This is a genomic window from Pseudomonas sp. CFBP13528, from assembly GCF_005233615.1.
GTDB lineage: Bacteria > Pseudomonadota > Gammaproteobacteria > Pseudomonadales > Pseudomonadaceae > Aquipseudomonas > Aquipseudomonas fluorescens_AM.
This window is the reverse complement of the sequence record NZ_QGAJ01000002.1, coordinates 607,785-621,629: the sequence shown is the minus strand read 5'-3', so window position 1 is coordinate 621,629 and position 13,845 is coordinate 607,785. Positions and strand designations below refer to the sequence as shown.

The following is a 13,845-nucleotide window of genomic DNA, read 5'->3' as shown; positions in this document are numbered from 1 at the left end:
CTGACTGACAGATAGAAAGGAAAGCCGATCGATGCCCCAGGTGGATCCCGAACTCTTCGACCGTGGCCAGTTCCAGGCCGAACTGGCGTTGAAGGCAAGCCCCATCGCCGCGTTCAAGAAAGCGATCCGCCAGGCGCGCGACGTGCTCGACGCGCGCTTTCGCAGCGGCCGCGACATACGCAGGCTGATCGAGGACCGCGCCTGGTTCGTCGACAATATCCTGCAAAAAGCCTGGGAACAGTTCAGCTGGAGCACCGAGGCGGATATCGCCCTGGTGGCGGTCGGCGGCTACGGGCGTGGCGAGCTGCACCCCTACTCCGACATCGACCTGCTGATCCTGCTGGACAGCGCCGACCATGAGATTTTTCGCGATTCCATCGAGCGCTTTCTGACGCTGTTGTGGGACATCGGCCTGGAAGTCGGCCAGAGCGTACGCTCGGTCCAAGAGTGCGCCGACGAGGCCCGCGCCGACTTGACGGTCGTCACCAACCTGATGGAAAGCCGCACCATCTGTGGCCCCGAGCGCCTGCGCCAGCGCATGCTCGAGGTCACCAGCACCGCGCACATGTGGCCAAGCAAGGAGTTTTTCCTGGCCAAGCACGCCGAGCAAAAGGCACGGCACCACAAATACAACGACACCGAATACAACCTGGAACCCAACGTCAAAGGTTCGCCGGGCGGGTTGCGCGATATCCAGACGATCTTGTGGGTCGCCCGTCGTCAGTACGGCACCCTGAACCTGCGCGCCCTGGCCGGCGAGGGCTTTCTGGTGGAAAGTGAAAACGCGCTGCTGGCCTCGTCCCAGGAGTTCCTGTGGAAGGTGCGCTACGCCCTGCACATGCTCGCCGGGCGCTCCGAGGACCGCCTGCTGTTCGACCACCAGCGCTCCATCGCCACCTTGCTGGGTTTCGAAGGCGAAGATGCGAAGACCAGCATCGAAAGCTTCATGCAGCAGTATTACCGGGTGGTGATGAGCATCGCCCAGCTCAGCGACCTGATCATCCAGCACTTCGAAGAAGTGATCCTGGCGCCCGAAGACGAAGCGCCGCCGCAGCCGATCAACGCACGCTTCCAACTGCATGATGGCTATATCGAGGCGCGCAACGACAACGTGTTCCGCCGCACGCCGTTCGCCATGCTGGAAATCTTCGTGCTGATGGCCCAGCAGCCGGAAATCAAAGGCGTGCGCGCCGACACCATCCGCCTGCTGCGGGAAAACCGCCATCTGATCGACGAGGCATTTCGTCACGACATCCGCAACACCAGCCTGTTTATCGAACTGTTCAAGTGCAAGATCGGCATCCACCGCAACCTGCGGCGGATGAACCGCTACGGCATCCTCGGGCGCTACCTGCCCGAGTTCGGCTTTATCGTCGGGCAGATGCAGCATGACCTGTTCCACATCTATACCGTGGACGCGCACACCCTGAACCTGATCAAGCATTTGCGTAAGTTGCAGTACACCCAGGTGTCAGAGAAATTCCCACTGGCCAGCAAGCTCATGGCCAAGCTGCCCAAGCCGGAACTGATTTACCTGGCCGGCCTGTACCACGACATCGGCAAAGGCCGGCACGGCGATCACTCGGAGATCGGCGCAGTCGATGCCGAAGCGTTCTGCCAGCGTCACCAATTGCCGTTGTGGGACAGCCGCCTGATTGTCTGGCTGGTGCAGAACCACCTGGTCATGTCGACCACTGCCCAGCGTAAGGACTTGTCCGACCCGCAAGTCATCCACGACTTCGCGCAGATCGTGGGCGATGAGACCCGCCTCGACTACCTCTACGTGCTGACCGTCTCCGACATCAACGCCACCAACCCTACGCTCTGGAATTCCTGGCGCGCCAGCCTGTTGCGCCAGCTGTACACCGAGACCAAGCGCGCCCTGCGCCGCGGCCTGGAAAACCCGGTGGACCGTGAAGAGCAGATCCGCCGCACCCAAAGCGCGGCCCTGGATATCCTGGTGCGCGGGGGCAACGACCCGGATGACGTCGAACAATTGTGGTCGCAACTGGGTGACGATTATTTCCTGCGCCACACCGCCGGCGACGTCGCCTGGCACACTGACGCCATCCTTCAACAGCCGGCCGATGGTGGCCCGCTGGTACTGATCAAGGAAACCACCCAGCGCGAATTCGAAGGCGGCACGCAGATCTTCATCTACGCGCCGGACCAGCACGACTTCTTCGCCGTAACCGTGGCGGCCATGGACCAGCTCAACCTGAACATTCATGATGCCCGGGTGATCACCTCCAGCAGCCAGTTCACCCTCGACACCTATATTGTGCTCGACACCGATGGCGACTCGATCGGCGATAATCCGGTGCGTGTGAAGAAGATCCGCGAAGGCCTGACCGAAGCCCTGCGCAACCCGGATGATTATCCGACCATCATCCAGCGCCGCGTACCGCGCCAGCTCAAGCACTTTGCCTTTGCCCCCCAAGTGACTATTTCCAACGACGCCCAGCGCCCGGTCACCTTACTGGAGCTCAGCGCGCCGGATCGCCCGGGCCTGCTGGCACGGATCGGCGGGATTTTCCTGGAATTCGACCTGTCGCTGCAAAACGCCAAGATCGCGACCCTCGGCGAGCGCGTGGAAGACGTGTTCTTCATCACCGACGCCGACAACCAGCCGCTGTCCGACCCTGAGCTGTGCCGCCGCTTGCAGGAGGCGATCGTGGAGCAATTGAGCGTGACCCAGGAACCGGGCGTCGAGCTGACACGCTTGACCCTATGAACACAGGCTTATGTGAGAGGGGCGTGCTCCCGATAGCAGTGGATCAGATAAAGATCAGCTGACTGACACAACGCAATCGGGAGCAAGCCCCCTCCCACATTGAATTTTCGCCGGCAACCAGACCGCGTGCCGACAACTGAATTTGACGAGACTTGCGATGAACAACGCTCTGAACCAGCTGCAGCCTTACCCGTTCGAGAAACTGCGCGCCCTGCTCGGCAGCGTCACACCGAACCCGGACAAACGCCCGATTGCGCTGTCCATCGGCGAACCCAAGCACAAATCCCCGACCTTCGTCGCCGAAGCGTTGAGTAACAACCTCGATCAGATGGCCGTGTACCCGACCACACTGGGCATCCCCGCACTGCGCGAGGCGATTGGAGCCTGGTGCGAGCGCCGCTTCAACGTCCCGCAAGGCTGGCTGGACCCGGCGCGCAACATCCTGCCGGTCAACGGTACGCGAGAGGCGTTGTTCGCCTTTACCCAGACCGTGGTCAATCGCGGTGACGACGCGCTGGTGGTGAGCCCGAACCCGTTCTACCAGATCTACGAAGGCGCCGCGTTCCTCGCCGGGGCCAAGCCGCATTACTTGGCGTGCCTGGACACCAATGGTTTCAACCCGGACTTCGATGCCGTGTCGCCGGACATCTGGAAACGTTGCCAGATCCTGTTCCTGTGCTCCCCGGGCAACCCGACCGGCGCGCTGATTCCGGCGGACACCCTGAAAAAGCTGATCGCCCTGGCCGACGAGCACGACTTCGTGATTGCCGCCGACGAATGCTACAGCGAGCTGTACTTTGACGAACAAACCCCGCCGCCGGGCCTGCTGAGCGCCTGCGTCGAACTGGGTCGCCAGGACTTCAAGCGTTGCGTGGTGTTCCACAGCCTGTCCAAGCGCTCCAACCTGCCGGGCCTACGCTCCGGGTTCGTGGCGGGTGACGCGGATATCCTCAAGGCATTCCTGCTGTACCGCACCTACCATGGCTGCGCGATGCCGGTGCAAACCCAGTTGGCCAGCATCGCAGCCTGGCAGGACGAGGCCCACGTACTGGCCAACCGCGACCTGTATCGCGAAAAATTCGACGCAGTGCTGGCGATCCTCAAGCCGGTGCTGGATGTGCAAAGCCCGGACGGCGGCTTTTATCTGTGGCCGAATGTGAACGGTGACGACGCGGACTTCTGCCGCGATTTGTTTGTGCAAGAGCATGTGACGGTGGTGCCGGGCTCTTATCTGTCTCGCGAAGTGGACGGTTTCAACCCCGGTGCCGGCCGTGTACGCCTGGCATTGGTTGCGCCATTGGCCGAATGCGTCGAAGCGGCTGAGCGGATACGCGCTTTCATTCAGCGCCGCAGTTGAGGTTCACGCCGCTCCCACACCGTGGGAGCGGCCATGACGGATGTATCTTGCAACCCATAAATGGGAACAAAGCCTCTTGAATGTTCCACCCACGTTCATCTGGTACAAACGCTCAGGTGAACGACATGACCCTCACGATCCCCACCCATCCCGTTCCTGCGCACTCCGTGAGCGCACCTCTCAGTAGAACTAAACGCGGCGTCGCCACGCCGAACAAACTATGGCCTCAACATTCGGTGCTGACCATCTCGCGACTGAACATGACACAAGAACAAAAGGACCTGGTAAAGCACAACATCAATAAATGGGCGCCACACACCAATCTCTATTTCAAGTTCATTGACGGCCCCAATGGCGACATACGCATCACGGCAGACAATGGCAATGGCCCAGGATGGTCAAAAGTGGGTACCGACGCCAAAAACGTTCCACTGTCCAAGCCCACCATGGGCATCGGCTTCACACGCTCTCCCGATAGCATAGCCGCCACGATCCAGCATGAGTTCGGCCATGCTTTGGGCCTCAGACATGAGCATCAGCACCCTGACCGGACGTTGGACTTGAACAACCAGAACATCTACGACGAGTACGAATTGCGGGGGGAATTCCGCTACCACGCCGATGACAATATCATCCGCACTTTTTCACGCCCTCAAGTAACGGCCTCTGAAAACTATGATGACAAATCCATCATGCACTATGGCTTTTCCGCCTCAAGACTCAACACCGGTAACCCCATCCCGCGCAACTTCAACCTGTCTGAAGGCGATAAAACGTTCATTCAGTCGCTTTATCCGGAAGACAAAACACTCTTGGGTAAAGTGCTCAATTCAGGTATCCGGGCAATGATCAGCCACGCCACTACTTAACACTACCCAAGTTCGCTTCACTCATGTCCAGGTCCGCCAACACTTCGCGCAGTACATCGTCGCCAATCTGGTGCTGGCGACTCAAACGGTAGAGTTCCAGGCGCTGCGCGCGTAGCGCCTTGAGCCTCAGCCTGCGCTCCAACTGATCCATTTGCAGCGCCAGTGCCTGAGCCTCGGCCGAGTCATTGAATACGTCCAACTGATGACGATACTCCGCCATCAGCCGCGCCTTGAGCTCGGTGGCCAATGCCGCTTGAGCGGCGTCCGGCGTTTCGGCTTCGGCGGGTTCTTCGACCTCCAGCGCGTGGATCGCCGCCACGGCGGTCTTTTTCCAGGCCTCGCGCACTTCGTTGTGGCGCTTCTCATCCGGGCCTTTCTCGACACCCCGCAGCAGCAATGGCAGGGCAATACAGGCAGCGACCAGGGACAACAAGATGACCCCGGCAGCGATAAAGATCAGCAGGTCACGCTCGGGGAAGTCCTGGCCCGGCGCCAGCAGCAAGGGCACCGACATGACCCCCGCCAACGTCACCGCGCCGCGCACACCGCCGACGGTCAACAACCAGCAGGAACGGGCCGTCGGCACCAGGGTCAGCGCATTTTTGCCGCGCAGCCTGCGCAGCAGACCCGACAGCCGCCAGATGCTCTGCACCCAGATAAAGCGCAATACCACCAGCACCAGGAAGATCGCCACCACTTCCAGGCAGCGATACATCAAGGTGGGCCACAGCGTGGTTTCATGGCTGACCACCGCCTTGATGATGTCCGGCAGTTGCAGGCCGAGCAGCAGGAAAATCAAACCGTTGAAGGCGAACTCCAGCAACGACCACACGCTGCGGTTGAGCAAGCGCGTGCTGGTCTGGCGCGGCAACAGGTCGAGCCAGCTTTGCATCATGCCTGCCGCCACCGCCGAGAGAATGCCGGACGCGCCCAGGCGTTCGGCCAGTACATAGGCAGCAAAGGGCAGCAACAACATGAACACCACATGGGTCGCCGGGTCATCCCAGCCCCGCGCAATCATCCAGGCGCGCAGGCGGCCGACCAGCCAGCTCAGCGCCACCCCGATCGCCAGGCCGCCCACCGCCACCAGTACAAAAGTCAAACTGGCATCGGCCAGCGAGAACACACCGGTCAACGCCGCCGCCAGGGCAAATTTGAAGGTCACCAGGCCCGATGCGTCATTCATCAAGGCCTCGCCCTGAAGCATGTGCATCAGCGGCTTGGGCAAACGGTTCTGGGAAATGGCGGACACCGCCACGGCGTCCGTGGGCGACAGCACCGCTGCCAGGGCAAAGGCCACCGGCAAGGGAATCGAGGGCAACAGCCAATGAATGAAGTAGCCGGCACCGACCACGGTGAACAGCACCAACCCCACCGCCAGTGTCAGGATCGGCCCGCGCAAGCGCCACAATTCACGCTTGGGCATGCGCCAGCCATCGGAAAACAGCAGCGGCGGCAAGAACAGAAACAGAAACAGTTCCGGGTCCAGCGCCACGTGCAGGCCCAACGTGGGCCAGGCCAGGAGGGCCCCGGCGGCAATCTGCAACAACGGCAACGGCAGTGGGATGATGCGCCCGACCAGGCGCGAAACGCTGACCAGCATCAGCAGGATCAGAACGGTGTAAGCGGTTTGCATAACGCGGATTTCCCGGACAATCGACTTGCAATGACAGGCATCAGGCAACAACTGGCCGTTGAAGTGCCATATAACCCGGCTATCTTACTCGGCTATGTTGCCCGGCCATGTTACCCGTCTGTGCCGCGCACTGGCGTTTACACAAAAGTCGCACCCTGCTGACGGGCGACGCCGAAACGCGCTGAGCGTGGCATAATCCGCGATCTTCCATTTTTCATTCGTCCAAAGGGGGGCAATTCCTTGACTGCTTCAAGCAAAACCTTGCACCTTTTCGGCATCAAAGCCTGCGACACCATGAAAAAGGCGCGCACCTGGCTCGATGAGCACGCGGTGACTTATGAGTTCCATGATTACAAAACAGCCGGTATTGATCGCGAACACTTGACCCAATGGTGCAACGAGCACGGTTGGCAGGTGGTGTTGAACCGTGCGGGCACCACCTTTCGCAAACTCGAAGACGAACGCAAAGCCGATCTCGATCAGTCGAAAGCCATTGAGTTGATGCTCGCACAACCCTCGATGATCAAGCGCCCGGTGCTCGATCTCGGTGACAGAACCCTGATTGGCTTCAAGCCAGATAGTTATTCGGCGGCCCTCAAGTAGGCCAGCCCTTCCATTTTTGTAGAGGTAACAGCATGTCCCATTCCCTGTTCAGCCTGGGCTTCGGCGTCGGCACTCAGAACCGCCAAGGTGCTTGGCTGGAAGTGTTTTACGCACAGCCCCTGCTCAACCCGTCGGCTGAAATCGTCGCGGCCATCGCGCCGATCCTGGGTTACACCGAAGGTAATCAAGCGATCACTTTTACCATCAGCCAAGCGCTGCAACTGGCTGATGCGCTCAAAAATGTCGATGCTACCCAAGCAGCACTGCTCAACCGACTCGCCGAGAGCCACACCCCGCTGGTCGCGACGCTGCTGGCCGAAGACGCCGCACTGACCTCCACGCCTGAGGCGTACCTCAAGTTGCACCTGCTGTCCCATCGCCTGGTCAAGCCTCACGGCCTGAGCCTGGCCGGTGTCTTCCCGCAACTGCCGAATGTGGCATGGACCAGCCAGGGCGCCATCGATATCGCTGAACTGGCCGAACGCCAGCTTGAAGCGCGCCTGCGTGGCGAGCTGCTGGAAGTGTTCTCGGTGGACAAATTCCCGAAAATGACCGACTACGTGGTGCCGAGCGGTGTGCGTATCGCTGACGCAGCCCGCCTGCGCCTGGGCGCCTACGTCGGCGAAGGCACCACCGTGATGCACGAAGGTTTCATCAACTTCAACGCCGGCACCGAAGGCCCGGGCATGATCGAAGGCCGCGTATCGGCGGGCGTGTTCGTCGGCAAGGGTTCCGACCTGGGCGGCGGCTGTTCCACCATGGGCACCCTGTCGGGTGGCGGCAACATCGTGATCAAGGTCGGCGAAGGCTGCCTGATCGGCGCCAATGCCGGTATCGGTATCCCGTTGGGCGACCGCAACACCGTGGAGTCCGGCCTGTATGTGACCGCCGGGACCAAAGTTGCATTGCTGGACGAGAAGAACCAACTGGTCAAAGTGGTCAAGGCGCGTGAACTGGCCGGCCAGCCGGACCTGCTGTTCCGCCGCAACTCCGAGACCGGTGCCGTGGAGTGCAAAACCCACAAATCGGCCATCGAACTGAACGAAGCGCTGCACGCTCACAACTAAGCAGCCACTCGATGCCCCCTGGCGGGTCGTACCTTCGGTTGCGGCTCGCCTATACGAGTTTTGAACATCATGCTTGTGCCCTCCCCCTGGCGCGCTGACTTTCCAGCCATCGCCAACCTGCAACGGCAAGACCAGACCTACCTGGACAGCGCCGCCACCACGCAGAAACCTCAAGCCCTGTTGGACGCGATCAGCCATTACTACGCCAATGGCGCAGCCAATGTGCACCGTGCCCAGCATTTGCCGGGGGCCCATGCGACCCAAGCGTTTGAAGACAGTCGCAGCAAGGTGGCGCAGTGGTTGAATGCGGGCGACAGCGGGCAGGTGGTGTTTACCCACGGCGCAACCTCTGCGCTGAACCTCCTGGCCTATGGCCTGGAGCACTTATTCAATGCGGGCGATGAGATTGCCATCAGCGCCCTGGAGCACCACGCCAACTTGCTGCCCTGGCAGCAACTGGCCAAGCGTCGCGCACTGACACTGGTGGTATTGCCACTGGACGGTCACGGCTTGATTGACCTCGAGGCCGCCGCCCGACTGATCGGCCCGCGCACGCGACTGTTGGCGGTAAGCCAGTTATCCAACGTACTCGGCGCCTGGCAGCCCCTCGACGCCTTGCTGGGGCTGGCTCGCCTGCACGGCGCGCTGACGGTGGTCGACGGCGCCCAGGGCATCGTGCATGGGCGCCACGACGTGCAGGCCCTGGGCTGCGACTTCTACGTATTTTCCAGCCACAAGCTGTACGGCCCGGACGGTGTCGGCGTGCTATACGGTCGCCACGACGCCTTGCATCACCTGCGCCACTGGCAGTTTGGCGGTGAGATGGTGCAACAGGCGGACTACCACAGCGCCAGCTTCCGCCCTGCCCCGCTGGGTTTTGAAGCTGGCACGCCGCCGATTGCCGGTGTGATCGGCCTGGGGGCGACGCTGGATTACCTGGCTTCGCTGGATCAACAGGCGGTGGTCAGCCATGAAGCGGCGCTGCACGACTATTTATTGCGCGGCTTGAAAGCACGCAATGGTGTGCGCGTACTGGGTGCGCCGCAGGTGGCACTGGCCAGTTTTGTGGTCGAAGGCGTGCACAACGCCGACCTCGCGCATCTGCTGACCGAGCAGGGGATTGCCGTGCGTGCCGGTCATCACTGTGCGATGCCGTTGCTCAAGACACTGCAGTTATCAGGAGCGATTCGCGTGTCACTGGCGCTGTATAACGACTCCAATGACCTGGAGCGCTTTTTTGAAGCGCTTGACCAAGCGCTGGACATGCTGCGATGAGCTTGCCGGAACAGGCAGCAACTGCACTTGAGGCGTTTCAAGCCGTGGGCGGCTGGGAGCAACGTGCGCGCCTGTTGATGCAATGGGGCGAGCGACTGCCGGCGCTGGCGGACGCAGACAAGGTCGACGCCAACCTGGTACACGGTTGCGAAAGCCTGGTGTGGCTGGTGGGCCGCTTGCAGGACGGCCATTGGCAGTTTGCCGCCAGCAGCGATGCGCGGATGATTCGTGGGTTGGTGGCGTTGCTGCTGGCCCGGGTCAATGGGCTGTCGGCCGCTGAATTGCAGGCGGTTGATCTGCCGGAGTGGTTCAATCAACTGGGCCTGTCGCGCCAGTTATCACCGTCGCGCAGCAATGGCTTGAATGCCGTCTTGCAGCGCATGCGGGCATTGAGCCAGATAATGTACTAAATGTGGGAGGGGGCTTGCCCCCGATGCGGTGTGTCAGCCAAAAATTTATTGGCTGATCCATCGCTATCGGGGGCAAGCCCCCTCCCACATTTTGAACTGTGTAAAGTCCTGAGATTCAGGTGGGCTTGATGCGCTCCGACGGCCGGCGCACGCCTGCCACAATCTTGTCCACCGCCTTGGTCGCCGCCACCATGCCGAACGTGGCGGTGACCATCATCACCGCACCGAACCCTCCGGCGCAGTCCAGCTTCACGCCATCGCCGACGAAACTCTTCTGCAAACAGATGCTGCCGTCCGGCTTGGGATAGCGCAGCTGCTCGGTGGAAAACACGCACGGCACGCTGTAATGGCGGGTCACCGTGCGTGAAAAACCATAGTCACGGCGCAGGGTGGAGCGCACTTTCGAGGCCAGCGGGTCGTTGAAGGTGCGGTTGAGGTCGCACACCTGGATCAGCGTCGGATCGATCTGCCCGCCGGCGCCACCGGTGGTGATGATCTGGATCTTGCGGCGCTTGCACCAGGCAATCAGCGCCGCCTTGGCGTTGACCGCGTCGATGCAGTCGATCACGCAATCGATGTCTGGCGTGATGTATTCGGCCATGGTGTCGCGGGTAACGAAGTCCGCCACCGCATGCACCGTGCACGCCGGGTTGATGCCACGCAGGCGTTCGGCCATTACTTCAACCTTGGGTTTGCCTACGGTGCTGTCCAGTGCATGCAACTGGCGGTTGCTGTTGCTGACGCAGACGTCGTCCAGGTCAAACAGCGAAATCTCGCCCACCCCGCAACGGGCCACGGCTTCCGCCGCCCACGAGCCCACGCCGCCGACACCGACGATCGCCACATGGGCCGCTTTCAAGCGTTCCAGGCCTTCAATGCCATACAAACGGGCGACGCCTGCAAACCGCGGATCTTCTGTGCTCATGACCATTACCCTAAAAACCGGCGCGCATTATGGGCTACGCAGCGATAAGTTTTAAGCCACAAGCTACACGTTAAGAACTTAGAGACACTTTCGCTGCCCAATGTCCGGTTTTTCTCGGCTTGCTGTACGCTCAGGGAAAGGCCAGTGTAGGATGCGCGCCGGTTGGCGTAGGCCGACACCTCTTTTCGTTCCACACCCTTTGGAACCCGACATAACCATGGCATCGCGTAAATTTGGACTCAACCTGGTGATCGTGCTGGCAATTGCCGCGCTGTTCACGGGTTTCTGGGCGCTGATCAACCGCCCGGTCACCGCCCCCAACTGGCCCGAGCAGATCTCCGGTTTTTCCTACTCGCCGTTCCAGCAAGGCCAGTACCCGCAGAAAGACCAGTACCCCACCGACGAGCAGATGCGTCAGGACCTTGCGATCATGAGCAAGCTGACGGATAACATCCGCACCTACTCGGTCGACGGCACGCTGGGGGACATTCCCAAGCTGGCCGAAGAGTTCGGCCTGCGCGTCACCCTGGGGATCTGGATCAGCCCGGACCTGGAGCGTAACGAGCGCGAAGTCCAGCGCGCCATCGAAATCGCCAACAACTCGCGCAGTGTGGTGCGGGTGGTGGTCGGTAACGAGGCGCTGTTCCGCGAGGAAATCACCCCCGAAGCGCTGATCGTGTTGCTGGACCGGGTGCGCGCTGCGGTAAAAGTGCCGGTGACCACCTCCGAGCAATGGCACATCTGGGAAAAGAACCCGCAACTGGCCAAGCACGTCGACTTGATCGCCGCGCACATCCTGCCGTTCTGGGAATTCATTCCGATGGACAAGGCCGGCCAGTACGTACTCGACCGCGCCAGGGATCTGAAGAAACTGTTCCCGAAAAAGCCGCTGCTGCTGTCGGAGGTTGGCTGGCCGAGCAACGGGCGCATGCGCGGTGGCAATGAAACGTCGCCTGCGGATCAGGCGGTTTACCTGCGCACCCTGGTTAATAAACTGAACCGCCAAGGGTTCAACTATTTCGTGATCGAAGCCTTCGATCAGCCCTGGAAGGTCAGCGACGAAGGCTCGGCCGGCGCCTATTGGGGCGTATTCAACGCCGCACGCCAGCAGAAATTCAACTTTGAAGGCCCGGTGGTCGCGATCCCGCAATGGCGGGTACTGGCCATCGGCTCGGTGGTGCTGGCGCTGCTGTCCCTGACCCTGCTGATGATCGACGGCTCTGCCCTGCGCCAGCGTGGCCGCACCTTCCTCACGTTTATCGCGTTCCTGTGCGGTTCGGTGCTGGTGTGGATCGGCTACGACTACAGCCAGCAATACAGCACCTGGTTCAGCGTCACCGTCGGCATCCTCTTGGCCCTCGGCGCCCTGGGCGTGTTTATCGTGCTGTTGACCGAAGCCCACGAACTGGCGGAAGCGGTGTGGACCCACAAGCGCCGTCGTGAATTCCTGCCGGTCGAGGGGGAATCGGACTACCGGCCCAAAGTGTCGATCCATGTGCCGTGCTACAACGAGCCGCCGGACATGGTCAAACAGACCCTCGATGCCCTCGCGGCGCTCGATTACCCGGACTACGAAGTCCTGATCATCGACAACAACACCAAGGACCCGGCGGTGTGGGAGCCGGTGCGCGACTACTGCCAGACCCTCGGCCCGCGCTTCAAGTTCTTCCACGTCGCGCCCCTGGCCGGTTTCAAGGGCGGCGCGTTGAACTACCTGATCCCGCACACCGCCAAGGACGCCGAAGTGATCGCGGTGATCGACTCCGACTACTGCGTGTCGCCCAATTGGCTCAAGCACATGGTGCCGCACTTCGCCGACCCGAAAATCGCCGTGGTGCAATCGCCGCAGGATTACCGCGACCAGAACGAAAGCACGTTCAAGAAGCTCTGCTACGCGGAATACAAAGGTTTCTTCCATATCGGCATGGTCACCCGTAACGACCGCGACGCGATCATCCAGCACGGCACCATGACCATGACCCGTCGCTCGGTGCTCGAAGAACTGGGCTGGGCCGACTGGTGCATCTGTGAAGATGCCGAACTGGGCCTGCGCGTGTTCGAAAAGGGCCTGTCGGCGGCGTATTACCACGACAGCTATGGCAAGGGCCTGATGCCGGATACCTTTATCGACTTCAAGAAACAGCGTTTCCGCTGGGCCTACGGTGCGATCCAGATCATCAAGCGCCACACCGCCAGCCTGTTGCGCGGCAAAGACACCGAGCTGACCCGTGGCCAGCGCTATCACTTCCTCGCGGGCTGGCTGCCGTGGGTGGCCGATGGCATGAACATCTTCTTCACCGTCGGCGCGCTGCTGTGGTCGGCGGCGATGATCATCGTGCCGACCCGCGTCGATCCGCCGTTGCTGATCTTCGCGATCCCGCCGCTGGCGCTGTTCGTGTTCAAGGTGGGCAAGATCATCTTCCTGTACCGCCGTGCGGTCGGAGTGAACCTCAAGGATGCATTCTGCGCGGCCCTGGCCGGCCTGGCGTTGTCGCACACCATCGCCAAGGCGGTGCTGTACGGTTTCTTCACCACCAGCATTCCGTTTTTTCGTACACCGAAAAACGCCGACAACCATGGCTTCTGGGTGGCGATTTCCGAGGCTCGCGAAGAAATGTTCATCATGCTGCTGTTGTGGGGCGCGGCCTTGGGTATCTACCTGGTGCAAGGCCTGCCGAGCAATGACATGCGCTTCTGGGTGGTGATGCTGCTGGTGCAGTCGCTGCCGTATGTGGCCGCCTTGATCATGGCGTTCCTGTCGTCGCTGCCCAAACCGGCACCGAAGGCCGAGCCTGTCACTGCGGTGTAAAAACTTGCGTAATGCACTAAACGGCGGCCTCTGGCCGCCGTTTTGCTATAAGATAACGGCCGTTTTGTTGGATCAGGCAAGCACCGATTGCTTCATGTGGGTGGGGGCTTGCCCCCGATAGCAGCGTGTCAGTCAGCTAATTTGTTGCTGATAAACCGCC

Annotated in this window: 10 protein-coding genes; 8 read left to right on the top strand and 2 right to left on the bottom strand. The window is 61.1% G+C overall.

The genetic code is table 11. From position 1 onward, the window contains the following. The first annotated feature begins 31 nt into the window (after positions 1–31). The 3 genes from PspCFBP13528_RS06320 (at position 32) to PspCFBP13528_RS06310 (ending at position 4,960) form a co-directional block, all read left to right on the top strand. Entirely contained in the window at positions 32–2,734 is a 2,703-nt protein-coding gene (locus PspCFBP13528_RS06320) for a [protein-PII] uridylyltransferase (RefSeq protein WP_101219357.1), read from the top strand. A 157-nt stretch (positions 2,735–2,891) separates the two neighbouring features. Next, positions 2,892–4,091 carry a succinyldiaminopimelate transaminase gene (dapC, locus tag PspCFBP13528_RS06315; RefSeq protein WP_065951934.1) on the top strand — a complete coding sequence of 400 codons (1,200 nt, stop codon included), beginning with the start codon at positions 2,892–2,894 and terminating at the stop codon, positions 4,089–4,091. 125 nt (positions 4,092–4,216) lie between these two features. Next, entirely contained in the window at positions 4,217–4,960 is a 744-nt protein-coding gene (locus PspCFBP13528_RS06310) for a M12 family metallopeptidase (protein WP_161594754.1), read from the top strand. On the opposite strand, the gene PspCFBP13528_RS06305 is transcribed toward PspCFBP13528_RS06310, so the two are convergent. Next, positions 4,953–6,596, bottom strand: a complete 1,644-nt coding sequence (locus PspCFBP13528_RS06305) for a Na+/H+ antiporter (RefSeq protein WP_065951932.1) — start codon at positions 6,594–6,596, stop codon at positions 4,953–4,955. The two genes, PspCFBP13528_RS06310 and PspCFBP13528_RS06305, sit on opposite strands and share 8 nt — an antisense overlap. 294 nt (positions 6,597–6,890) lie before the next feature. On the opposite strand from PspCFBP13528_RS06305, the gene PspCFBP13528_RS06300 reads away from it, so the two are divergent. The 4 genes from PspCFBP13528_RS06300 to PspCFBP13528_RS06285 all read left to right on the top strand — a co-directional run bounded on the left by PspCFBP13528_RS06300 (position 6,891) and on the right by PspCFBP13528_RS06285 (position 9,951). Further along, the gene (locus tag PspCFBP13528_RS06300; protein ID WP_232790536.1) at positions 6,891–7,199 is read left to right on the top strand and encodes an arsenate reductase; all 309 of its coding nucleotides are present in this window, start codon (positions 6,891–6,893) and stop codon (positions 7,197–7,199) included. Positions 7,200–7,231: 32 nt separating this feature from the next. Next, complete coding sequence (dapD, locus tag PspCFBP13528_RS06295) at positions 7,232–8,266, top strand: 2,3,4,5-tetrahydropyridine-2,6-dicarboxylate N-succinyltransferase (protein ID WP_065951931.1); 1,035 nt, start codon at positions 7,232–7,234, stop codon at positions 8,264–8,266. A gap of 69 nt (positions 8,267–8,335) precedes the next feature. Next, positions 8,336–9,541, top strand: coding sequence for a cysteine desulfurase (locus tag PspCFBP13528_RS06290; protein ID WP_065951930.1), 1,206 nt, complete (start codon positions 8,336–8,338; stop codon positions 9,539–9,541). Continuing rightward, positions 9,538–9,951, top strand: coding sequence for a SufE family protein (locus PspCFBP13528_RS06285; protein WP_137199822.1), 414 nt, complete (start codon positions 9,538–9,540; stop codon positions 9,949–9,951). Before PspCFBP13528_RS06290 ends, PspCFBP13528_RS06285 begins: the two co-directional genes overlap by 4 nt. A 115-nt stretch (positions 9,952–10,066) precedes the next feature. Here the strand turns inward: PspCFBP13528_RS06285 and tcdA are convergent, their stop codons facing one another. Beyond that, on the bottom strand, positions 10,067–10,876 hold the full coding sequence (gene tcdA / locus PspCFBP13528_RS06280) for a tRNA cyclic N6-threonylcarbamoyladenosine(37) synthase TcdA (protein ID WP_162515418.1): 810 nt from the start codon (positions 10,874–10,876) through the stop codon (positions 10,067–10,069). Positions 10,877–11,093: 217 nt separating this feature from the next. Here tcdA and PspCFBP13528_RS06275 point away from each other — a divergent pair, with 217 nt between their 5' ends. Beyond that, the gene (locus tag PspCFBP13528_RS06275; protein ID WP_137199821.1) at positions 11,094–13,685 is read left to right on the top strand and encodes a glycosyltransferase; all 2,592 of its coding nucleotides are present in this window, start codon (positions 11,094–11,096) and stop codon (positions 13,683–13,685) included. The last annotated feature ends 160 nt before the right edge of the window (positions 13,686–13,845 follow it).